This is a genomic window from Rhodococcus quanlei (genome assembly GCF_055231015.1).
Genome location: NZ_JBUYWD010000020.1, coordinates 58495 through 81585, shown reverse-complemented (window position 1 = coordinate 81585; position 23091 = coordinate 58495). Strand labels below are relative to the sequence as shown.

19 protein-coding genes, 1 tRNA gene and 1 pseudogene are annotated in these 23091 nt (G+C 63.9%); 10 read left to right on the top strand and 11 right to left on the bottom strand.

The annotated features are described in order from the left end of the window. Nucleotides 1-12 precede the first annotated feature (12 nt). Together ACZI8Q_RS15150 and nudC are read left to right on the top strand one after the other, a co-directional pair. The gene (locus ACZI8Q_RS15150) at nt 13-1080 is read left to right on the top strand and encodes a potassium channel family protein (RefSeq protein ID WP_463374372.1); all 1068 of its coding nucleotides are present in this window, start codon (nt 13-15) and stop codon (nt 1078-1080) included. A 25-nt stretch (nt 1081-1105) separates the two neighbouring features. Next, entirely contained in the window at nt 1106-2005 is a 900-nt protein-coding gene (nudC, locus tag ACZI8Q_RS15145; RefSeq protein ID WP_463374371.1) for an NAD(+) diphosphatase, read from the top strand. Here nudC and ACZI8Q_RS15140 read toward each other — a convergent pair. Further along, a complete protein-coding gene (locus ACZI8Q_RS15140) occupies nt 2002-2232 on the bottom strand; it encodes a mycoredoxin (protein ID WP_463374395.1) in 231 nt (76 codons plus the stop codon). The genes nudC and ACZI8Q_RS15140 overlap by 4 nt on opposite strands. A gap of 108 nt (nt 2233-2340) precedes the next feature. Between ACZI8Q_RS15140 and ACZI8Q_RS15135 the strand changes: the two genes are divergently transcribed. From ACZI8Q_RS15135 to ACZI8Q_RS15125, 3 genes are all read left to right on the top strand, one after another. Further along, nucleotides 2341-4422 (top strand): ATP-dependent DNA helicase UvrD2, encoded by a 2082-nt coding sequence (locus tag ACZI8Q_RS15135; RefSeq protein ID WP_463374370.1) that lies wholly within the window; start codon nt 2341-2343, stop codon nt 4420-4422. Nucleotides 4423-4598: 176 nt separating this feature from the next. After that, nucleotides 4599-4766, top strand: coding sequence for a hypothetical protein (locus ACZI8Q_RS15130; protein WP_463374369.1), 168 nt, complete (start codon nt 4599-4601; stop codon nt 4764-4766). 152 nt (nt 4767-4918) lie between these two features. Further along, complete coding sequence (locus tag ACZI8Q_RS15125; RefSeq protein ID WP_463374368.1) at nt 4919-5239, top strand: WhiB family transcriptional regulator; 321 nt, start codon at nt 4919-4921, stop codon at nt 5237-5239. A gap of 35 nt (nt 5240-5274) precedes the next feature. On the opposite strand, the gene ACZI8Q_RS15120 is transcribed toward ACZI8Q_RS15125, so the two are convergent. The 3 genes from ACZI8Q_RS15120 to ACZI8Q_RS15110 form a co-directional block, all read right to left on the bottom strand. Further along, nucleotides 5275-6609 (bottom strand): ABC1 kinase family protein, encoded by a 1335-nt coding sequence (locus ACZI8Q_RS15120; RefSeq protein ID WP_463374367.1) that lies wholly within the window; start codon nt 6607-6609, stop codon nt 5275-5277. A gap of 7 nt (nt 6610-6616) precedes the next feature. Then, complete coding sequence (locus ACZI8Q_RS15115) at nt 6617-7504, bottom strand: hypothetical protein (protein ID WP_463374366.1); 888 nt, start codon at nt 7502-7504, stop codon at nt 6617-6619. Between the two features lie 106 nt (nt 7505-7610). Continuing rightward, the gene (locus tag ACZI8Q_RS15110) at nt 7611-9038 is read right to left on the bottom strand and encodes a zinc-dependent metalloprotease (RefSeq protein WP_463374365.1); all 1428 of its coding nucleotides are present in this window, start codon (nt 9036-9038) and stop codon (nt 7611-7613) included. A 130-nt stretch (nt 9039-9168) separates the two neighbouring features. Here ACZI8Q_RS15110 and ACZI8Q_RS15105 point away from each other — a divergent pair, with 130 nt between their 5' ends. After that, complete coding sequence (locus ACZI8Q_RS15105; protein ID WP_463374364.1) at nt 9169-10191, top strand: YlbL family protein; 1023 nt, start codon at nt 9169-9171, stop codon at nt 10189-10191. Nucleotides 10192-10215: 24 nt separating this feature from the next. Here ACZI8Q_RS15105 and ACZI8Q_RS15100 read toward each other — a convergent pair whose 3' ends face one another. Beyond that, entirely contained in the window at nt 10216-10818 is a 603-nt protein-coding gene (locus tag ACZI8Q_RS15100; protein ID WP_463374363.1) for a PPA1309 family protein, read from the bottom strand. Between the two features lie 225 nt (nt 10819-11043). On the opposite strand from ACZI8Q_RS15100, the gene ACZI8Q_RS15095 reads away from it, so the two are divergent. Next, complete coding sequence (locus ACZI8Q_RS15095; protein ID WP_463374362.1) at nt 11044-14025, top strand: UPF0182 family protein; 2982 nt, start codon at nt 11044-11046, stop codon at nt 14023-14025. An 86-nt stretch (nt 14026-14111) separates the two neighbouring features. Here ACZI8Q_RS15095 and ACZI8Q_RS15090 read toward each other — a convergent pair. Then, nucleotides 14112-14438, bottom strand: a pseudogene (locus ACZI8Q_RS15090) (transglycosylase family protein); the annotation flags it as partial. 408 nt (nt 14439-14846) lie between these two features. Between ACZI8Q_RS15090 and ACZI8Q_RS15085 the strand changes: the two are divergent. Then, nucleotides 14847-14923: transfer RNA gene (locus tag ACZI8Q_RS15085), tRNA-Met, on the top strand. A 74-nt stretch (nt 14924-14997) separates the two neighbouring features. On the opposite strand, the gene ACZI8Q_RS15080 is transcribed toward ACZI8Q_RS15085, so the two are convergent. The 4 genes from ACZI8Q_RS15080 to ACZI8Q_RS15065 all read right to left on the bottom strand — a co-directional run bounded on the left by ACZI8Q_RS15080 (nt 14998) and on the right by ACZI8Q_RS15065 (nt 19574). Next, a complete protein-coding gene (locus ACZI8Q_RS15080) occupies nt 14998-15162 on the bottom strand; it encodes a hypothetical protein (protein ID WP_463374361.1) in 165 nt (54 codons plus the stop codon). A 37-nt stretch (nt 15163-15199) separates the two neighbouring features. Next, on the bottom strand, nt 15200-16813 hold the full coding sequence (locus ACZI8Q_RS15075) for an acyl-CoA synthetase (RefSeq protein ID WP_463374360.1): 1614 nt from the start codon (nt 16811-16813) through the stop codon (nt 15200-15202). 117 nt (nt 16814-16930) lie between these two features. Continuing rightward, complete coding sequence (locus ACZI8Q_RS15070; protein ID WP_463374359.1) at nt 16931-18136, bottom strand: acyl-CoA dehydrogenase family protein; 1206 nt, start codon at nt 18134-18136, stop codon at nt 16931-16933. A gap of 28 nt (nt 18137-18164) precedes the next feature. Continuing rightward, entirely contained in the window at nt 18165-19574 is a 1410-nt protein-coding gene (locus ACZI8Q_RS15065) for an acyl-CoA dehydrogenase family protein (RefSeq protein ID WP_463374358.1), read from the bottom strand. 132 nt (nt 19575-19706) lie between these two features. Between ACZI8Q_RS15065 and ACZI8Q_RS15060 the strand changes: the two genes are divergently transcribed. Together ACZI8Q_RS15060 and ACZI8Q_RS15055 are read left to right on the top strand one after the other, a co-directional pair. Further along, entirely contained in the window at nt 19707-20858 is a 1152-nt protein-coding gene (locus tag ACZI8Q_RS15060) for a sensor histidine kinase (RefSeq protein ID WP_463374357.1), read from the top strand. Next, nucleotides 20855-21490 carry a response regulator gene (locus ACZI8Q_RS15055; RefSeq protein ID WP_463374356.1) on the top strand — a complete coding sequence of 212 codons (636 nt, stop codon included), beginning with the start codon at nt 20855-20857 and terminating at the stop codon, nt 21488-21490. The genes ACZI8Q_RS15060 and ACZI8Q_RS15055 overlap by 4 nt, the downstream gene beginning before the upstream one ends. Here the strand turns inward: ACZI8Q_RS15055 and ACZI8Q_RS15050 are convergent. Beyond that, nucleotides 21484-23022: a multicopper oxidase family protein gene (locus ACZI8Q_RS15050; protein WP_463374355.1), complete on the bottom strand. Its 1539-nt coding sequence runs from the start codon at nt 23020-23022 to the stop codon at nt 21484-21486. The two genes, ACZI8Q_RS15055 and ACZI8Q_RS15050, sit on opposite strands and share 7 nt — an antisense overlap. Nucleotides 23023-23091 lie beyond the last annotated feature (69 nt).

Sequence of the window (23091 nt, the reverse complement as noted above, 5' to 3'; positions counted from 1 at the left end):
GGAGACGAGTGTATGGCCGGCAGGCTGCGGGCGAGATTGACCAGGTCGGAAGCGCTGACCGACCAGCCGGATTTCGCGCTGGTCGGTGTGCTCAAAATTCCGCAACTGCAGAAGAGTCCGGCGCGGGCAATCTATCGCCGTGTGGGGATTGCCCTCGGAGCCTTGGTGTTGGCGGTGTTCATCGTCTACATCGACCGCGACGGGTACCGCGATATCCAGGGCGACGGGTTGTCGTTCCTCGATTGCGTCTATTACGCAACGGTGTCGCTGTCGACCACCGGCTACGGTGACATCACGCCGGTCGAGCCGTCAGCGCGACTGATCAACGTCCTGTTCATCACGCCGCTTCGGGTGTTCTTCCTCATCGTCCTGGTCGGTACGACCCTGGCTGCATTGACCGAGAGTTCACGTCAGGCATTCAAAATCCAGCGTTGGAGGCAGCAGGTGCGTAATCACACCGTCGTCGTCGGGTACGGCACGAAGGGGAGGACGGCGATCGACGCGATGCTCGGTGACAACATTCCGGCTTCCGAGATCGTGGTGGTCGATACCGACAGCGCGGCTCTCGAGGCGGCTGCCACGAAGGGGCTCGTCACGGTGCAGGGTTCCGCGACGAAATCGGATGTGTTGCGGTTGGCCGGTGCGCAGAATGCGGCTTCGATCATCGTGGCGGCCAACCGGGACGACACCGCTGTATTGGTGACACTGACCGCACGAGAAATCGCACCCAAAGCGAAGATCGCTGCAGCTATTCGTGAGGCCGACAACTCCCATCTCTTGCGGCAGTCGGGTGCCGACTCGGTGGTGGTGTCCTCGGAGACGGCGGGCCGGTTGCTCGGTATCGCCACCACCACTCCGACGGTCGTGGAAATGGTCGAGGATCTACTCACTCCCGAGGCAGGCTTCGCCATCGCCGAACGTGCAGTCGAGCACGACGAGGTGGGCGGCTCGCCACGCCACCTTTCCGACATCGTCCTGGGTGTGGTGCGTGACGGAAGGCTGGTGCGCGTGGGTTCGCCGGAAGTCGACGCCGTCGAAGCCGACGACAGGTTGCTGTACATCCGCCGCGTCAGCAACTGAGCGCGGACGACAGTAGGGTCGGGGAGTGTCTGCATTCCAGCTGATCGAAATGCCGTTGTTGTCTCGCACGTCGGTGGGCCGCGCAGAGGAGTTGCGTTCGGACGCGGCGGCTTTGCGGGCCGGGTGGCCGGAAGCGACGGTGATCGAGATCGACCCGCGCGGACGTATGCGGGTCGAGGGCACCTCCTTGGTCCTGCGGGATGCCGCGGAGTTCGCCACCGAACCGGTGCCGGGCGCGGTGTTTCTCGGCGTCCGCGACGACCATCACGTGTGGGCGATCCGTGCCCCGGAGCTCACCGGTGACCTCGCCGATCTACGCCTGCTCGGCAGCGAACTGGACGACAACGACGCGGGCTTGGTCACCGGGGCGATCGCCATGCTGAATTGGCATGACAGCGCCCGTTTCAGTGCGCTCGACGGATCTGCGAGCGAACCGGCCATGGCAGGCTGGTCCCGCATTTCGACAGCGACCGGACACGAGGAATTTCCACGGACGGACCCCGCCGTGATCTGCCTCGTCCACGACGGTGATGACCGGGTCCTTCTGGCACGGCAACCCACCTGGCCACCACGGCGTTTCTCGATACTCGCCGGTTTCGTCGAGGCGGGAGAAAGCCTCGAGACGTGCGTGATCCGCGAGATAAAGGAAGAGGTCGGCCTGGATGTTCGTGGCGTCGCCTATCTGGGGAGCCAGCCCTGGCCGTTCCCTCGCTCGGTGATGATCGGCTTCAGTGCCGTCGCGGACCCAGACGCGCCGCTCGAGTTCGCGGACGGCGAGATCGCCGAGGCGCATTGGTACACGAAGGCCGAGGTGCGTGCCGCCCTCGAGCAGGGTGACTGGACGTCCGCATCGGACACACACCTCTTGTTGCCGGGGTCGATCTCGATCGCCCGCGGCATCCTCGAGTCGTGGGCGGCGGCTTAGACGCCGAGCGCCTTCTTGACGTCGGCGAGGCTCGGGTTGGTGGCAGTGCTGCCGTCGGAGAACTTCACGGTGGGAACGACGTGGTTACCGTTGTTGACACTGCTCACGAAGTCGGCGGACGCGGGGTCCTGCTCGATGTCGATCTCCGTGTAACCGATGCCCGCCTCGTCGAGTTGAGTCTTCAGGCGCCGGCAGTACCCGCACCAAGTGGTGGAGTAGATGGTCATGGTTTCGGTATCCGAATGTGCACTCACGGCCGATATAACACCACAGTCGCCGGTTGTGTTCCCCATCGGTCGTGAGACCTGTCGGCCAGGGCTGCCATGATGGAGCGCATGTCAGGCCTCGATCCGGAACAGTCCGCCGCCGTTCTCGCACCGAGGGGGCCGGTATGTGTGCTGGCAGGAGCCGGTACCGGCAAGACTCGCACCATCACGCGCCGGATCGCGCATCTCGTCGAATCAGGACACGTTGCTGCCGGACAGGTGCTTGCCGTCACGTTCACGGCTCGGGCGGCAGGTGAGATGCGGTCGCGTCTGCGCGGCCTCGGTGTCGGAGACGGCGGGCCGCAGATTCAGGCCCGAACCTTCCACGCGGCCGCGTTGCGCCAGCTTCGCTACTTCTGGCCACAGGTGGTCGGCGATACACAATGGCAGTTGCTGGATCGGAAGTTCGCGGCCGTGAGCGCGGCTGCCGGGCGGGTGGGCCTGCCGAACGGAACCGATAATGTGCGTGATCTCGCCAGTGAGATCGAATGGTGCAAGGCATCGTTGGTCGCGCCGGAGAACTACCCGCAGATGGCGGCCCGACTGCACCGCGAGCCGCCGTTCGACGCCGAGAAGGTTGCCGCAGTCTACGAGGCATACGAAGAGTTGAAGATGCGGGGCCGCGAAGGCATGCTGCTCGATTTCGACGACCTTCTCCTCCACACGGCTGCTGCGCTGGAGGAACATTCGGCCGTCGCGGAAGAATTCCGTGACCGGTATCGGTGCTTCGTCGTCGACGAATACCAGGACGTCACCCCGCTTCAGCAGCGCGTTCTCGATGCATGGTTGGGGGAGCGAGACGATCTGACCGTGGTGGGTGATGCGAACCAGACCATCTACTCGTTCACCGGCGCCACTCCCAGGTACCTTCTCGATTTCTCTCGCCGCTTTCCGGACGCCACCGTGGTCCGGCTCGAGCGTGACTACAGGTCCACACCCGAGGTGGTGTCGTTGGCCAACCGGGTGATCGGCGCGGCCCGTGGCCGGATCGCCGGCACCCGTCTTCAGTTGGTCGGCCAGCGCAAGCCAGGCCCGGAACCGCGGTTCGCCGAGTTCGACGACGAGCCGACGGAGGCCGCTGCAGTTGCACGTGGCGTCGAGCGTTTGATCGCGGCGGGCACACCCGCAGCGGAGATCGCGATCCTGTACCGGATCAATGCACAGTCCGAGGCGCATGAGCAGGCGCTGACGAGCCTTGGCATTCCCTATCAGATTCGCGGTGGTGAGGGATTCTTCACTCGCCCGGAGGTGCGTCAGGCGGTGGCTGCCCTGCGGCAAGCCGCCGGGCGCGACGATCTGCCCACAGATGCGGACCTGCTCACGCTGGTCCGTGCCGTTCTCGTTCCGTTGGGCTTGACCGATTCCGAGCCGGCCGGCGCTCAGGCGCGCGAACGGTGGGCGTCACTCACCGCGCTGGTGTCCCTGACCGAAGAGCAGCTGGCAACCGACCCGGACCTGACCCTGGACGGATTGCTGCGCGAACTGGCTGCGCGAGCGGAGGCGCGCCACCCACCGGTGGTGCAGGGTGTGACACTGGCGTCATTGCACGCGGCGAAGGGACTCGAGTGGGATGCGGTGTTCCTCGTCGGACTCGTCGACGGCACGCTCCCGATCCAGCATGTCCTCGGTGACACCCCTGACGAGCCTGGGATCGAAGAGGAACGCAGGCTGCTGTACGTCGGTGTGACTCGTGCTCGCGAACACCTACAGCTGTCCTGGGCGCTTGCCCGAAACGAGGGTGGCCGCAAGTCGCGGCGTCGTTCGAGGTTCTTGCACGGGTTGATTCCGGATAGTTCGCCGGCGTCGAGAATTGCTGCACCGCCGGCCACGACCAAGAAGCGCCCACGATGCCGGGTGTGTGGCAAGCAGCTGATAGGCACCACGGCGACCATGCTGGCTCGCTGCGAATCCTGCCCGTCCGACATCGACGTTGAGCTCCTCGAATCGCTCAAGTCGTGGCGTCGGGACACCTCACGTGCGCTCAAAGTCCCTGCGTACGTCGTATTCAGTGACAACACGCTCACCGCGATCGCAGAGCAACGCCCACGTGACGACCGCGGTCTCGTGGCGATTCCTGGCATCGGTGCCAAGAAACTCGAGCAGTACGGGGCAGACGTGTTAGCCGTCGTCCGCGGCGAGACGCCGAGTTGACTCTCGGTAGACGCGTGGGTTGATCTTCGGTGAACGCGTAGGTCGGTCTTCGGTAAACACGCAGGTAGAAAATAGGTTGTGCAGATTTGACGCATTGCCTACTGTTGTTCTCATCGCCACGGGGAAACTCGGGTGCTGTCGCAATGTCGGACCAATTGGAAGGGAGGTAGCTCGAAATGACCAAGTTCACCGCGCAGACGACGTCGCTCGCTGCTGCTACCGCCCTCACGAGCCTCGCCGCTGCCAAGCATGCAGCAGCCGCAGGAGCGTGGATGGTTGCCCGCCGACGCCCCGCTGCAGCAGACGAGTCCGTGGCCCTGAATTGCCGAGGTTTTGCCCGGTAGATCCATTCTCACCGTCACATTTGGCCACGGACACCGCACCTCGCGGACCGTGGCCATTGTTGTTCGAGCTCACTCTCGAGACACCGGCCCTGGTTCGCACAGATCGAAACCAGACCAGACCACAAGTCGAACGAGAGCCGAGGGAGGTCGACATGTCTACCATGACGTGCCGAGGGCTGACAGAACCTACATCCACTACCAGCGGACGGGTGCCGGTGGCAGTGGTTCGTGACGAACTGCCGTGCCGTGGCAACGACCCGGACCTGTGGTTCGCCGAATCACCGGCCGAATTGGAGCAGGCGAAAGCGCTGTGTGCAGGCTGCCCGATCAGATCCAGGTGCCTCGACGCAGCGCTCGACCGCGCCGAGCCGTGGGGAGTGTGGGGTGGCGAGATCCTCGATCAGGGTGCCGTGATCGCGCGCAAGCGGCCACGGGGCCGGCCACGTAAATCGGCAGCCCTCGCGTGTGCATGAGGTGACCTGCGCGTAGGCGGTCGCCTACGCGCAGGTCAGGGGGTGATCGAATCCGCCTCCGGGTCGGCGAAACCGGGCAACCACCACGTGAGGATGCCCATGTACGGCGCGTAGGCGTCGAGTTGGGCGCAGATCCCGACGGATCCCAGCAGGACCCGGAAGATCATCAGATACTCGGCGGGCAGATTCAGGGCCCGCGCGGTCTTGAACTGCTGACCGTTCATGTCCGTGGCCATCCCGGCCACGCGCTGTAGCCACGCCCTCGTGAAGTGGAACGACTCCGTGTGGATCGGGTCGGTGAACGGGCGCAGGTAGTCGGCGATTTCCTGGTCCGTCACCGTTCGTCCGGGCAGGACGAATCCGTGATCGTGGAGGAGTTCGGTCAGTTCGTCGAACTCCTCACGGACGGCGAGGCGCACCATTGTGCCCAGGACGGGGGGGAGTCCGTCGGGGAAGGGGGCAGCAGCACCGAAATCGATGACGCCGAGCCGCCCGTCGTCCATCAGCATGAAATTTCCGGGGTGTGGGTCGCAATGAAGAAGGCCGACTCGCGCCGGTGAGGCGAAATGAAACTCGGCCAGCAGTGCGCCCGCCACGTTGCGCTGCTCCGGTGTGCCGGACGCGATGACGTCCTTGAGCGGTGTCCCCGTCATCCACTCGCTCACCACGACCTTGGGTGCACTCGCCACGATGTGCGGGATCGCGAACTGAGGATCACCGTCGAAAACCTTGGCGAACCGGCGCTGGTTGTTCGCCTCGATGCGATAGTCGAGTTCTTCTTCGGTGCGCTCGGTGAACTCGTCGATCACCGGGCGCACGTCGACTCCGGGCATCACCGACCCGAACAGGCCGGCGAAGCGGCCCAGGGTCTTGAGGTCTGCTCGTAGCGCCTCGTCCGCGCCGGGATACTGCACCTTGACTGCCACCGGGCGTCCGTCTGCCCACACAGCGCGGTGTACCTGCCCGATGCTGGCCGAGGCCGTCGGCTCGTCGTCGAACGAGCTGAACCGCTCTCGCCACTTGGTGCCGAGTTGCCGGTCCAACATGCGGTGAACTTCTTTGGCCGGCAGCGGTGGCGCCTCGGCTTGCAGCTTGTTGAGCGATTCTCGATAGGGTTCGGCGAATTCTGCCGGGATGGCGGCTTCCATCACGCTGAGCGCCTGCCCCAGCTTCATCGCTCCGCCCTTGAGTTCGCCGAGAACCGCGAACAACTGCTCCGCAGCCTTGGCGTTGAGCTGTGAATCGATCTCTTCTCGGTCGCCTCCCGCGATCCGGCGACCGAAACCGACGGCAGCCCGACCTGCGAAACCCAACGGAATACTTGCAAGCTTGGCGGTACGGGCTGAACTCTTGCGTGGGATGTTGGACACCACACCATCATGAACGAAGTTTCGCCCCGATGCCCGGGGTGGGTGCCAAATATCGGCAACTGCACCGGGGCTGTTTCGTCCAGCGTCGGGTAACGATCCGTGGCGAGGTGAGACCGATCTCGAGGGTCGAATCCAGAGTGGCCGGCGGTTCGTGTGGGTTCGGAGTGCAGATCGCTTCGATCTGGGCGATCGTGAGTGCAGTGGTTGCCATGATCGTGGCAGCACTGGCATTCCCGACACTGCCCAGAAGTTGCGCGGCAAGGTGCGGCCAGTGTTCGTCGTAAGTGGCACGCGACACGTCCGCGCACCGTAGACAACTCGTTCGTCCGGGCAGGACCAGAGGTCCGACCACTCCGTACCCGTCCCGCAGCCGAACATGCAGATGTGGTGTTCCCGACCTCACGAGTTCGGCGGCCAGGGTCGGCTCCACGACCAGGTCGTCGGCCAGGACCACGCACGTCGAGGCCGCGGTGCTGGGATCGCAGCCGTCGCCGTCGGCCGAGCGTGTGACCCGAATCGTCGTGCCCGAGAGTGCACCGGCCACGCCGTCGGAGAGCGGACCTCGTCCGTGAATGTGTATCGACGGCTCGGGAAGCGGGTCCACACGTGGTTCGTCGACCAGTCCGGCCCGGATCAGCTCAGCCAACAGCACCGCCATGTCGTCAGGACAGACGCCGTGGCTGCGAGCAGACCACACGATGTGTGGCCACGAGCTCGTCCCGTCGAACAACCGGAGCACCGTGACGAGGTCGTCGGCGGGTATCCCGGACGGTGGCGCCACGACCACGGCGCGCTCCGGATCCCAACCGAGTTGAACCCGCCCGTCCGGTCGGCACAGGATGCGGACATGGCGATCGAGTTGGGGTCCGGTTGTGGACGACGTCGTCGGAGTCATCCGCCGAGCATGACAGTCTCACGCGACGGGTTCAGTTGCTCGCGGACAGTTGTCCACAGGAGAAAACAGGCGCCGAACTGCAGTTGTCTGCTCCGGGCTGAATTCGTCAGGATTCGGGGCTGGAGCCCGGGTCTTCGCCGCGGTTCTTCTCGTCGCGCGCGGCCTTCTCCGCGCGTTCACGTGCCTCGGTCTCTTCGAGCAGTGCCATCGGGTTGTCGAAGTCGCTCACGTCACCGCCACCGACGACTCGGGCGACGAATCCAGCCGGATCGTCGAGGTCGGAAGAATCCGGAAGGAGGTCGGGGTGAGCCCACACTCCGTCGCGTTCGTCGACTCCCGCGTCCGTGGTCAGCTTCTCCCACAGGCCGGCCGCCTCACGCAGCTTTCGTGGGCGCAGTTCCAAACCGACCAGCGTGGCGAACGTCTGTTCTGCAGGTCCACCGGTGGCGCGGCGACGCCGAATCGTTTCGCTCAGGGCGGCGACGCCGGGGAGACGGTCTCCGAGTGCATTCGTGACCACCACCTCGACCCATCCCTCGACGAGTGCGAGGAGGGTCTCGAGACGTTCCAATGCCAGCTTTTGCTCGGGAGTGGTCTGCGGCTCGAATGCGCCCTGCCCGAGGATGGACTCGAGCTGTGACGGGTCGTTGAGCATCGACGGGTCGAACCCTTCCGCCAGGTTCTCGATGGCGGAGAAGTCCATCGTGATCCCGCGGGCATACTCCTCGACGGTGGCGAGCAGACGCTGCCGCAACCACGGAACGTGGTTGTAGAGGCGCTGATGTGCGGCTTCACGGGCGGCCAGGAAGACGAGGATCTCCCGATCGGGCTGCTCGAGGCCCTTGCTGAACGTTTCCACGGCCTGCGGTAGCAGCGCTCCCGTACCGCTGGGGCCCAAGGGCAGACCGATGTCGGTGGAGGTGAGCACTTCCTTCGACAATTGGCCGAGGGCTTGACCGAGCTGCGAACCGAAGGCCAGGCCGCCCATCTGATTCATCATGCCCATCATCGGCCCTGCCATTTGGCGGGCTTCCTCGGGAAGACCTTCCACCCACATTCCGGCGACCTTCTCAGCGACCGGATCACAAAGGCGCTTCCATGTGTCCATGGTGTGATCGAGCCAGTCGTTCGGCGTCCAGGCGGCATTGCGGGTGGCACCGGCAGGAAGGGTTGTCGCGGCATCGAGCCACAACTCGGCGAGCCGCGAGGCTTCGACGACGGCTTCGGTACTGCCCTTCGTGACGGGAGCCACGGTGCCCATGCTCTGCCGTGCCAGCTTCTTGGCCACGTCGTAATTGACCGGGCCCTCCTGTGCGCCGGAGCCCGGCGCAGTGCTCATGCCGCTCAACATTTCCCCGAACTGCGACAACATTTTTCCGAGCGCCGCCGGATCGAAGCCGCCCTGACCGAACGCCTGCGCACCGAAGTCGCCGAACGGTGAGTTGCCGCCGGTGCCGCTGCTGCTGCCTTCGCGATCGTCGTTCTTGTCGCGATCGTCATCGGAGTTCGAGAAGCCGAACGGGGGATTGCTCATGCCCTCAACGGTACAAGGCCGAGAGATGATGGCGTGACCTCCGCGTCACGCTGATGGCGAACAGGTGTCCGGGACGGAGTATCGGTGGGCCGAGGTCGTCACGTCCGATCGGCGCTCTACGCTGGTCCAGGTGAATCGACGGATCGTGACGCTTGTGGCTGCGCTGGCCCCGATCGTGGTGCTGGTGATCGTCGGCACCGTGGTCAAGGTGCCGTTCGTGGCTCTCGGACCTGGGCCCACCTTCAACACACTCGGCATGGTCGAGGATGTGGAAGTGGTAAAGATCGAAGGTACGGAGGTCGATCCGACCACCGGTCACCTGAACATGACGACGGTGGCGGTGCACAACGAACTGAACGTCTTCGAGGCCTTCGGATACTGGGCGAGTGGTGAGTACGGACTCGTGCCCCGAGCACAGGTGTATCCGCCCGGTAAGTCGACCGACGAGGTGAAGAAGGAGAACGCAGCCGACTTCGCGCGGTCAGAGCACACAGCCGAGCTGGCTGCCCTTCACTACCTCGGTAAACCCGTTGCTCTCGAGGTCGCGCAGGTGGGTGAGGACGCACCGTCCCAGGGCGAGTTGCGTGAAGGCGACCAGCTGATCAGCGTCGCAGGGAACCCGGTGGAGACAACGGCCGACGTCCAGAAGGTCGTTGCCGATCTGGGGCCGGGCAATCGCACCGACTTCGTTCTTCTTCGGGACGGCGCGGAAACCACGGTGACCATCACACTCGGCGAGCGGCCTGACGATTCGTCCAAGGGATACCTCGGCATCGGGATCGAGGAAGTCCCGGACGTGCCGTTCACCGTCGACTTCAACCTTGCGGACATCGGAGGGCCGTCCGCCGGACTGATCTTCACCCTGGCGCTGATCGACAAACTCACCCCGGGTGAACTCAACAACGGTGCCTTCGTTGCCGGTACCGGCACCATTCGATCGAACGGCGACGTGGGCCCGATCGGCGGCATACAGTACAAGTTGGCCGCTGCCAGTGAAGCGGGCGCGGAAACGTTCCTCGTGCCCGCACAGAACTGTGACGAAGCCCGTCAGGGTGCGCCGGACGGGCTACGTCTGGTCAAGGTGGACGAACTCACCGATGCCATCGATGCGCTGGAGGCATTGGGACGCGGCGAAGAAGCGGAGCTGTGTTGACAGCCCTGCCCACCCCTGCTGACGTCAGTCGTGCTCGGTGGCATCGAAGGTCGCATACAGCGCGTTGACGAGGTTGGGTGCGAGGTCCTCGTAGGTGAGCAGTTCGAGATCGGCGTACGGGTCAGCATCGTCGTCGGGCTGCAGTTGCAGCAGGCATAACGACGGTCCGTCCCGAAGGACTGCGGCAATCAATCGCGCGTTCCGGCGTTCGGGGTGCTCACGGGCAGCATTGCGGGCCGCCTCGTCCGCGGCATCGCGGTCGGCAAGAAGCGGAACGAGTGCATCGTCCAGGTCGGCCTCGGCGTCCGGCGGCAGGACCACGATCTCCTGAGTCAGCGCGCATCCCACGACGGATTCGGGCCAACTGGTGGTCGCGAGGAATTCGTCGAGGGCAGGTGACCCACCGCCGATATCGTCCGGGAACGCTTCTTGCTCGATGGGCGTGAGTTCGCAGCCGTCTTCGAGTTGATCGAGCAGACTCGGCTCTGCCGCGGCCAATTCCTCGGTCGGCACCAGAGCGAACATCTGTGGCGGCTGGTCCCACCCCTGGGCATCGACGAACTCGACCACCTCGCGGACGCAGCGGGCAAGGGCATCGGTCGGATTGGCGAATTTGTCTGCGCTCACAACTGCATCCTCCCATCGCGGCGCACTGCAGTGGTCCACACCCACCCGGAATTCGTGCACCGGTATGCACACACCGGGAAACGCATGCACCATGGGAAAGGCCGTGACGACCGTTACGTAGACTGGGACGAAACGGTCACCACTCCGGGAAGTGTGGGACGGATGTACGGTTGCAGAGTCGATCGCGTCGCCGAGGGGCGTCGCCGAGTTCTTGGAGCGTGAGACGTGGGCATGCGGCCCCCCGCCGGTTTACCGTCGTTGTCCAAACGGAGTCGTGTGCTGCTGGTAGTGGCACTTGTCGCCGCAATCCTGCTGCTGATGGGCCCACGCCTGGTCAGCACCTACACGGATTGGTTGTGGTTCGGGGAGCTGGGATTCCGCAGCGTCTTCACCACCGTGCTGTTCACCAGAATCGCGCTGTTCGTCGCGGTGGCCGTTTTCGTCGGCGTCATGGTGTGGTTGGCGCTGTTCCTCGCGTACCGCTCGCGACCGGTATTCGTCCCCGTGACGAGGCCCGACGATCCCGTTGCCCGGTACCGAACCACCGTCATGAGTCGGCTTCGGCTATTCGGAGTGGGCATCCCGGTGGTGATCGGGCTGTTCTCCGGTCTTATCGCGCAGTCGAACTGGGTCACCGTTCAGCTGTTCATGAATGGCGGTGACTTCGGAACCGTCGACCCCGAGTTCGGACTGGATGTCGGCTTCTACACGTTCGATCTGCCGTTCTATCGCCTCATCCTCAACTGGTTGTTCGTCGTGGTCGTCTTGGCGTTCTTCGCCTCTCTGGTCACGCACTACGTCTTCGGTGGACTCAGGTTGGCCAGCCGCGGTGGCGCGCTGACCAATGCGGCGCGCGTGCAACTCGCGGTTCTCGCGGGCACCTTCATTCTGCTCAAGGCGGTGGCCTACTGGTTCGATCGGTACTCACTGTTGTCGAGTAGTCGAAAAGAGCCCACATTCACCGGTGGTAGCTACACGGACATGAACGCGGTCCTGCAAGCGAAGTTGATCCTTCTGGCGATTGCAGTCATATGTGCGATCGCGTTCTTCGCGGCGATCTTCCTGCGAGACTTCCGTATTCCGGCACTGGCCACGGCGCTACTCGTGCTGTCGTCGGTCCTCGTGGGTGCTGCGTGGCCGATGGTGGTCGAGCAGTTCTCGGTGCGTCCGAACGCCGCGGAAATGGAGGCCCCGTACATCGAACGCAACATTGCGGCCACCAGGCAAGCGTATGGAATCACCGACGACAAGATCGAGTACAAGGACTACCCGGGCTACGGAACCAAACCACCGCGTGAGGTTCCCGCCGACCAGACAACCATCGAGAACATCCGTTTGCTCGATCCGAACATCCTGTCGCGTACGTTCACCCAGCAGCAACAGCTCAAGAACTTCTACGGCTTCCCGCCGAGTCTCGACGTGGATCGGTACACGATCGACGGTGAGCTCCGCGACTACATCGTTGCTGCTCGTGAGTTGTCGCCGAAGAGCCTTCAGGGCAATCAGACCGACTGGATCAACCGCCACACGGTTTACACCCACGGCAACGGCCTGGTGTATGCACCCGCAAACCGCGTCAACGCGGCCGCAGCCGACTCCGCTGAAGAAGCGGCGAACAGCAACAGCGGTTATCCCGTGTACCGGGTCAGCGACATCGCTTCTCAGGACGAGGACCAGTTGATCCCGGTCGACCAGCCACGCATCTATTACGGCGAGGTCATCGCGGACGTTCCCGACGACTACTCGATCGTCGGAAACACCGAGGGCGGTACACCGCGCGAATACGACACCGACGAGGCCACGTACACCTACACCGGTGACGGTGGCGTCCCGATCGGAAACTGGTTCAACCGGCTCGCTTACGCGGCGAAGTACACCGAGCGAAACATCCTGTTCTCCAGCGTGATCGGCGACAACTCGAAGATCATCTACGACCGCGACCCGCGCGAGCGGGTCAAGAAGGTTGCGCCGTGGCTGACCGCGGACGGTGATTCCTACCCGGCAGTCGTGGACGGCAATCTCGTCTGGATCGTCGACGCGTACACCACTCTCGACAATTACCCGTATGCACAGCGGAGTTCGTTGGAAGGGCTTCTCGAGGACAGCATCGACGAGAGCACCGGCCGACCGCTCCCGCGCAAGGAAGTGTCGTACATCCGCAACTCGGTGAAGGCGACGGTCGATGCCTACGACGGAACCGTGAAGTTGTACGAGTTCGACGAGAACGACCCGGTGCTCGATGCCTGGATGGGTGTCTTCCCGGACGCAGTGGAGCCGAAGAGTGAGATTCCGCCTGCACTGAGCGAGCACTTCCGTTACCCGGAAGACCTGTTCAAGGTGCAGCGCGAGATGCTCGCGAAGTACCACGTGGACGACCCGAGGGAATTCTTCACCAACAACGCCTTCTGGTCGGTGCCGAGTGATCCCACCATCGACACGAATGCCAGCCAGCCGCCGTACTACGTGTTGGTCGGCGATCCGGAAACGGGCGAGGCATCGTTCAATCTGACGAGTGCGATGGTCGGATACAACCGAGAGTTCTTGTCGGCATACCTGTCCGTGAAATCCGGTCCCGAGAACTACGGGGAGTTCACGGTGTTACAGCTGCCGACGGACACCACGACTCAAGGTCCTCAGCAGACACAGAACTCGATGATTTCCGATCCTCGTGTGGCGTCGGAGCGTACCCTGCTCGAGCGATCGAACGATATTCATTACGGCAATCTGCTGACCTTGCCGATCGCGGACGGCGGGATCTTGTACGTCGAGCCGATGTACACGGAGCGGAAGACGACAACTCCCAATTCGTCGACGTTCCCGCAGCTGTCACGCGTGCTCGTGAGCTATCGCGAACCGCCACCGAGTAACAGTGTTCGCGTCGGCTATGCGCCCACGTTGGCAGAAGCCCTCGACCAGGTCTTCGGTGTAGGTACCGGGTCTGCGGCGACGGCCCCGAGCCCCGACGCGGATCCGCAGCCCCAGGAGCCCACGACTCCGCCGGCCGAAGCGGGTGTTCCGACTCCTGCTCCTGCACCTGCCCCGGCTCCGGCGCCGCCGAGCGGTGATGAGGCGGCTGTGGTCGCCGAACTCGATGCTTCTCTCGAGGCACTCGAGACCGCGCAGCGCAGCGGTGACTTCGCTGCATACGGTGCGGCGCTGGATCGGGTGCAGAAGGCCGTGGCTGCATATCAGCAACTGCCGAGGTAGTACGGACACGAAGTACGCCCCGCCATCATTCGATGATGGCGGGGCGTACTTCGTGCACAGGCATCCCTGCGCGGTTCGGCGATTTAGAGGTATGCGCCGCAGGTCGGCCATGCGCCGACGCCCTGTGTGGCGAGGACGTTCTCCGCGACGCGGATCTGCTCGGCCTTGCTGGCGTTGTGTGCGTAGCCGCTACCGCCGAAGGCCTGCCAGGTGCTCTGCGAGAACTGCAGGCCGCCGTAGTAGCCGTTGCCGGTGTTGGTGCTCCAGTTGCCGCCGCTCTCGCACTGTGCGACTGCGTCCCAGTTGCCCGATGCCGCGTTTGCGGTGCCGGTGCTCACTCCGAGCGGCACGGCGACGACTGCGCCGGCGAGTGCCAGAGTGCTGAGGGTTCGCTTCGTGATGTTGCGGGTCATGCGGGTAGATCCTTACGTCGGGTGCAAATCAGCCGGTCTCGAACCGGGCCGTGAACGACCATACGGATGTATTACGGATAGGTCACGGTGACGTGGATCTCCGACGAATCGGCATCGGCCGCCCTCGGGAAACCGCGTTTTACCAGCTCAACGCTCAATGGTCACGGCCGATTTGCCGTCTCGTTACCGTAGTGTGATGTGACTCGTCTCACTCGCCAGGCGCATTTTCTGGAACTGGTCGGGCATCGAGCGAGGGTGAATTGCCCGAATCTGCCTGTTCCGTGACGTTTGCGTTGTGCCGGTATCGGCAAGATTTCCGGCAGTTGACCGGTCGCTGTGGCGTCGAAACAATCCGGCAGTCCGCGATTTGCGTACCGTTCCCGGATTCGTGTAACTTCGTTCATGCAACGCGGGGTGGAGCAGCTCGGTAGCTCGCTGGGCTCATAACCCAGAGGTCGCAGGTTCAAATCCTGTCCCCGCTACCACTGAGATCGGTCGGCACCATAACGGTGCCGGCCGATTTTCTTGTATCTGTGTGGATACCGCTGTGTGTCGATAGCTAGGGGTCGATGGCTAGAGCTGACGCAGGTCGAATCGTGATGTAGTGGCGGCCGTCGTCGATCGGGTTGTCCGCCGGTAGATACCCCTCGCCGACCCGGTGAAACCCGGCGTTCTCCAACGCCCGCCACGACAGGCGATTCGCCACCGCTACCGGCACGATCACTGCGGCGGCGTTCGGACGAATGTGAAGTGGGGGCAGGTCACATCTGGTGCAGATTTCTGCGGAGGAGCTTCCCCGTGGCATTACGCGGGAGTTCGTCGATGAACACGACCTCGCGGGGGACCTTGTAGCGCGCCAGGTTCGCCTTGACGTAGGCCTTGATCTGGTCGGCATCGTGATCGTGGCCCGGCGCAGAGACGACGAACGCGCGCAGACGATGACCGAAGTCCGGATCCTCCACCCCGACGACCGCGGCCTCGATCACGTCTTCGCGGTTGGCCAGCAGGTTTTCCACCTCGAGCGGATACACGTTCTCTCCACCCGACACGATCATGTCGTCGTCGCGACCATCGACGAAGAGTAAGCCGTTCTTGTCGAAATGGCCGACGTCGCCCGTCGACAGCAGCCCGTCGATACGTTCCTTGTCCCGTCCGTCCGTGTATCCGGCGAAGCTCAACCCGCTCGCCACGAAGATTCTCCCCACGGACTCCGGCTCGGTGATGCGTTTGCCGTCGTCGTCGTACAACCGCACGTGGCAGGTGACCGGTGCGCGGCCCGCTGTGCCGGGGGCTTGCGCCAGATCTGCGGGGGTGGCGACGGTGGCTACCGCTACTTCGGTGGTGCCGTAGAGGTTGTGCAGAACCTCACCGAATGCCTCGGCGGTTCGTTTCGACAGGTCGGGTGAGATCGCCGAGCCGGCAGCGAAGACGATCTTCAGTGAGGAGGTGTCGTATGTCGAGAGGACCTCCGGGCCGAGGTCGACGATGCGTTGCAACATGGTGGGCACGACAACGAGGACGTCGCACCGGTGCTCGGCGACGAGACGGACAGTGTTCTCCGGATCGAACTTCCGGTGCATCACCACGGTTTGCCCGAGGGCGAGAGCGAGAGCGAACTGGGAAACGCCGGTGCCGTGGAATGCGGGAGCCGCCATCATCATGGTTTGACCGGGTCGCAGCGGCACACGGTCGAGGAACTGTGCCGATGCGAGAGGGGAAGTGTGACCACGGGGGGCGCCTTTCGGCGTTCCGGTGGTGCCACTCGTCAGGAGGACGAATCCGCCCTGGGTGGTAGGGGCAGGCACGGGGCGGTGGTCGTACTTGCCGATGAGCTCTTCGAGATTGCGATTGTCCGAAGGGCTGTCCGACCAGGATCGGTAGACGATCACGTCGTCCGGAAGGGCTGCAGCGACGTCGGCGAACTCCTCGTCGTACACCAGAGCTCGCACACCTTCGCGCGCTGCCACGTCCACGAGCTGTGGCGGCGCGAAACCGGTGTTCATCAACACCAGCTTGGTTCCGTTCTTCGCGGACGCGAGCATGGTCAACACCAGGCCGCGGTGATTGCGGCACATGGCACCGATGACTGCACCGGCCCGAATTCCGTCCGCCTGCCATGCCCGAACAAGAGCGTTCGACTGCTCCTCGAGGTCCCGGTAGGTGAGCGATCCGTGCTCGTCGACGAGGGCCGTTGCCTCGAGGCCGGCGACGGCATGGGCGTGTACTGGGCCTGCGAATGGACCGTACTTGCGTACGGCCAGCAGCGAGTTGATTCCGTGGTCTATACGGGGAAACGGGACCAGGCCCGCTTTGCCCATGGTGATGGCAGCACCCGCCGTGTCGGTGATCTTCGTGAGAATGCTCTGACCTGGCATGAAGACTCCCCGGTGTCTGTGATTCGCTTCACAACCACCTTAGATGAACGAAAGCCCCGCCACACGAGAGTGCGTGCGGCGGGGCTCAGTTCGAACGGGAACCTCAGTTCACCGAGGTCACTTCAGCTCGGAAGAGGACTTTCCGAGGAGGCGACGGGCAACGATCAGCTGCTGAATCTGCTGGGTGCCCTCGAAGATGTCGAGAATCTTCGAGTCGCGTGCCCACTTCTCGAGCAGCGGGCGCTCGGAGTAGCCGATGGTGCCGGCGAGTTCGACAGCCCGCAGGGTCACGGCGGTACCGGTGCGTCCTGCCTTGGCCTTGCACATGGAGGCCTCGAGCGAGTTCGGCTTCTTGTTGTCCGCCATCCACGCTGCGCGGAGGGTGAGCAAGTAGCCGGCTTCCCAGTCGGCCTCGAGCTGCAGGAACTCTGCAGCCGCAGCGTGCTGGTTGTAGGCGGGAGTGTCGTACGAGATCTCCACACCCGCGTCGGTGAGGATGCTGCGCAGTTCCTCGAGTGCGGCACGGGCGACACCGATCGCCATGCCGGCGACCAGCGGGCGGGTGTTGTCGAACGTCTGCATGACGCCGCCGAAGCCCTGCTCGGTATTGACCTCGGGTGAGCCGAGGATGTTGTCCTTCGGGATGCGGCAGTCCTCGAGGAGGAGAACCGCGGTGTCCGAGGCTTTGATGCCCAGCTTGTGCTCGAGACGAGCAACGCTCAGCCCGGGAGCCTCGCGCGGGACGACGAACGACTTGATGGCCGCACGGCCCTTCGATTTGTCGACGCTGGCCCACACCACGACGTGGGTGGAACGCTCACCGGACGTGACGAAGATCTTTTCGCCGTTGAGAACCCACTCGTCTCCGTCGAGAACGGCGGTGGCGCCGACGGCGGCCGAGTCCGATCCGAAGTTCGGTTCGGTGATGGCCATCGAGGCCCATACCTTGCCGAAACGTTCGAGCTGTTCGTCGGTGGCGACGGCGGCGATGGCGGAATTGCCGAGGCCCTGGTACGGGATCGACAGTGTCAGTCCGACGTCGCCCCAACAGGTCTCGATGACGTTCATCAGCGACGACATATTGCCGCCGTTGGCGTTCTGGTCGGCCTTCAGTACGTCACCGCGACCGAGCGCGGCGCCGGCGGCACCCTTGCCCGAGTCGTTGAGGCCCTCGACCATTGCGGCCATGGTGTCGAGTTCTTTGGGGTAGGCGTGCTCGGCAAGGTCGTACTTGCGGGACACCGGGCGCATGATCTGGGCCGCGACCTGGTGTGCCTGGTTTGCGGATGCTTTGAGCTTCTTGGGAAGTTCGAGATTGATCATCAGGTTTCCTTGGTTCGAGTCCGGCTGCTCAGATCAGGACGATGCCCTCGGCAACGCCGATGGCACGGAGGTCGCGGTACCAGCGCTCTACCGGGTGCTCCTTGGTGAAGCCGTGTCCGCCGAGGAGCTGAACGCCGTCGAGGCCGATCTGCATGCCCCGCTCGGATGCGAGCTTGCGGGCGAGTGCGGATTCACGGGCGAACGACAGGCCCTGCTCGGCGCGCGACGCACCGCGGAGGGTGACCAGACGAAGTCCTTCGAGTTCGATCGCGATGTTCGAGACCATGAAGGCCACGGACTGGCGGTGGCTGATCGGCTCTCCGAACGCTTCGCGCTCGTTGACGTAGGGGATCACGTAGTCGAGAACGGCCTGGCTGGTGCCGGCGGCGAGCGAGGCCCAACCGAGGCGGGCGAGACGAATTGCGTCGGCGTATTCACGCTTGCGCTGATCGGCGTCGCCGTCGCCCAGGATTGCGGACTCCGGTACGGCAACGTCGTCGAGGATGAGGCGACCGAGACCGGCGGCGCGCAGACCCATACTCGGGTCCGCTTCCACGACAAGGCCCTTGGTGTCGGACTCGATGATGAAGAATGTGGGCTTTCCGTCGAGTTCGGCGGCAACGATGAACAGCTCGGACGACGCTGCGGCCGGAACGAGGCTCTTCACACCGTTGAGCTTGTAGCCGCTGGGGGAGCGGACTGCTTTGGTCTCCAGCGCGAAGGGATCGAACAGCGCGCGGGGCTCGTTGACGACAACAGCGGCACCGGGCACCTGCTCGCCGGTGAAGGCTGGGAGGTAGGTCTGCTGCTGTGCGTCCGTGCCCCACTGGGTGAGAGCGACGGCGACGCCGCTCGGCGCGAGGATCGGTAGCGCGAGGCCCATGTCGCCGTGCGCGAGGGCTTCGGCGACGAGCGAATTGGTGACTGCGCCACGTTCACTTGCCGCGCCGTCGAGTTCCTCGGGGACGTTGATCAAGGTGATGCCGAGTTCCGCAGCGCGCTCGACCAAGTCGGCGGGGGAAGCGGCAGCCGCATCGGCGTCGTGGGCCGCCGGGCGCAGGATCTCTTCGGAGAACTCGCGCACCGTTTCGACGATCATCTTCTGCTCGTCGTTGGGGGTGAGGTCGAAGTAGTCGGCGTTCTTGGTGGTGCTGTCCGGCAGGCGCTTGGGCGCTCCGCCACCGGAGACCGACTTGAACGTGCGCGTGGCGGCACCGAGGGTCTTGAACCCGGTCTTGGTACCTTCGTACGTGACGCGGTCGACGGTCTGGCGCAGGTTGTACTTCTCCGCGAGGTCGGAACCGGTGATCTTGGTCAAAACGCGCATCGCGGCACCCATGGCATCGCGCTTGACCGGATTCAGTCCGACGGCGGACGTGTCGCGGGGTTCCCGCTTGGCGCCGTTAGAGGGGGCAGTGTCTTGCTTGCTCATGATCACCAGCAGTTTCTCGGTGTACGGGCGTGGACGAGATTGACCTTACTCTGGAGTAAGATTGGTTGTCTACTCCAAAGTAAGTTCGGACTTTCCGACGACGAAGGTAACCGGGGCAGAGGTCGTTAAGCTCGAACGGTGAATTCGACAGTCGCCGATCGACTCGTGTCGAAAGCGCGGTGGGTCCCAGCGGTGTTGGTGCCCTTCGTGCTGTTGGCGAGTACCTATCCCGGCGAATATCGTGTGCCGGTCTCGTACTGGGTTCTGTCCTTGGTTGCCTCAGGGGTGTTCGCCACCGGGCGTCATTGGCCCACGATTACTTCGCTCGTACTGTCGACACTCGCAGTGCCGATGTTCGCTGCCGAGGCGTGGGGTTTGTCGGAATTGGTTCCTTATCTGGGCGCCGTTGCCGTTGTCGATGTCACCGCGCGCACCTCACGGTGGTTGGAGACTGCTGTCTCGGGTGCGGGCTGGGGTGCTGCCGTCCTGGCTGGTGTTGCATTGGAATCGCACGGACTGCGAATGGTTGCGGCCGTGGTCGCAGTCCTGGCATTCGTCGGCCTGCCGGTCATTCTGGGTTTGTATCTCCGCGCACAAGCGCAGCTTGCGGCAACGTATCGCGACCGGGCACGCGAGGCGGACAGACGTACTCGTGTGGAGGAACGTAATGCGCTCGCTCGCGAACTCCATGACCTCGTAGCACACCACATGGCGTCCATCGTGCTGAGGATCGGCGTTGCGCAACATGTGACCGGGCCGCGCAGCGCAGTGATCGACGAGGTCCTCGACGATGTACGGGGGACGGCCACGCGTGCACTCGCCGACATTCGCCGTCTGCTCGAGGTGCTTCGCGATCCATCGATCCCCGACGTGGTGTTGGTCGAAGGTGGCGCGGTGCTGCCGTCGATCGTTGCTGCCGTGGATCGGGCGAAAAGCGCAGGCTTCGATGTCGACAGCGACGTCGAGAGCGATCTGAGGGGGCTCGATGCGATCGGTCGATCAACACTGACCAGGGTGGTCCAGGAGTCGATGACGAATGTGATGAAACATGCGGACAAGGCCGAAACCGTGTCGTTGTCGGTAACCAGATCAGGGCACAACATCTACGTATCGGTCGGCAACGTTGCCCGCGGTGCCCGAGGAGAACCGGGACACGGACTCATCGGCATGCAGGAGCGTGTCGACGTGATCGGCGGATGGACTCGGTTCGACAACAGCAACGGACGGTGGACCGTGCACGTGAGCCTTCCTGTTGGTGATGTCGTCACGGGTGAAGGTGACCCGCAGTGATCACGGTGCTCATCGTGGACGACCAACGACTCGTACGGGCCGGGCTGCGCATGCTGTGCGATGCCGACGAAGAACTGTCCGTGGTGGGAGAAGCATCGAATGGGGTGGACGCCGTGGCATGCGCGGCGCAGTACTGCCCGGACGTCGTTTTGATGGACCTTCGAATGCCGGGACTCGACGGCATCGGCGCCACCGAACAGATCGTGCGATCCGGCCGCGGCGCCCGAGTCCTCGTGCTCACCACATTCGACGACGACGACCATCTCTACCCAGCGCTCGACGCCGGAGCCGCCGGATTTCTGGTGAAGGATACGGACCCTGCGGATGTACTGCGCGCCATCCGGCGCACGGCGGAAGGCGAGATGGTGTTCTCACCGGAGGTCCTGCGACGAGTAGTGCAGAGAGCGGTGGCGCGAGGACGAGACGGCCGGCGGATCGAACCCGTTCCTCTCACGGAACGCGAGACCGAGGTGCTCGCGTTGGTTGCCGACGGTAAGAGCAACCAGGAAATTGCGCGATCACTTCACCTCGGCGTCACCACCGTGAAGACACACGTGGGCAATCTGATGTCCAAGACAGCATGTGACAATCGCGTGCGGCTGGCGATGTATCACCTCCGCACCCGTCAGTGACCCGGGCTCCCGTGACCAGAAGGTCCACCGTGTGAGCTCGGCACTGCCAGGGGTTTCGGCTGCTCACCGGGTTCGAGTACGAGGAACTGCCCCATCATTCCCTCGTCCTCGTGCCGCAGCAGGTGGCAATGGAACATGTAGGGACAGGTGGGATCCGAATAGTCGGACCAGGTGAGACCGAGGCGTACCTCTCCGCCCGGAGGCACGTACACGGTGTCTTTGGGCCCGCGTAGATGGGGCGGAGGTTCGTGGCCGTCCACGTCGAGGACCTCGAATCGAACGTCGTGAACGTGGAAGTTGTGGGGCCAGTTGTCGTCGTTGGAGACCGTCCAGATCTCGGTGGTTCCGACGATCGCTTCGAAGTCGATGCGGTTCATGTTCATGCGCTGTCCGTTGATCATGTACCACTGGAGGCGGAAGTCGCGCGAGATGTGATCTGGGGACGGCGTGATCGTGGAAAGCGTGGCGAGTTGGGCGGGGAGCGGCGATCCGGTCGCCAGCTGCGGCGCTGCCACCAACCGGAGGATGTCGAAACGATCGTTCATCCCGTAGTTCTGCGCTTGGGACGGGTCGACGCCACCGGCACCCTCGATGGGGAACGAGGTGAGGACGGCGGTTTCTCCCGGTTGGACGCGCACTACGATCTCGGCGCGTTCGCCGGGGCTCAGCTGGACTCGGCTCAGACGTACGGGCGCCTCGAGTAGACCTCCGTCCGTTGCGATCAGATCGAAGTCGATGTCGGGGAAGCCGAAGTTGTACACCCGACCGGACGAGCCGTTCAACAGCCGCAGTCTCACCGTCTCGGTGGTGACGTCGACGTAGGCGTTGGTGATTCCGTTCACGACGATGGTGTCGCCCAGGAGCCCGATGTCCGTTGCGTCCGACATGTCGAACTGACCGGTTGCGGTGAATCGCCGATCCTGCACCACCACGGGAATGTCGTCGACGCCATAGGTATCGGGCAGGGGCAACGTGTCGATATTGTCGTCGTCGACGATGAACAATCCGGCAAGACCACGGGTCACGTGTTTTTCGGTGGCGCCGTGGGGGTGCGGGTGGTACCAGAGTGTTGCCGCCGGCTGATCGATTCGCCAGGTCGGCTCCCAGCGCCCACCTTCCTCGATCGTCTGGTGTGGCCCGCCGTCGAAGCGGGCAGGCAGGTGCATGCCGTGCCAGTGGACCGTCGTGGGTTCGCCCAGACGGTTGTCGATCGTGAAGTCGACCGTTTCGCCGCGCTTCGCCCGAATGGTCGGGCCCAGATAGGAACCGTTGTAACCCCAGGTGTCGGTGCTGCGACCGGCAATGATCTCGGAGGTTCCGGAGGCGGCCGTCAACGCGAAATGCCGAACCCCACTGGCGTCGACACGCGACGGCGAGAGCGGCGGAATCGGAAGCGGTCGGTAAGAACCGCCACCGGAAGGTGTGCCGAGGGCCGGCGTCGACGGTGCGCCGCTCACCGAGCACCCGACGGCGATACCGAGTGGTGCGATGGCAAGCCCCCGCAACAATGCACGTCTGGACACCTGGGTCATGCGTTCTCCTGGAAATTGTGCCGATGTGACTTCCAGTGTTGGCGTTCGGGGCCTTCGGCGATTCGGTCA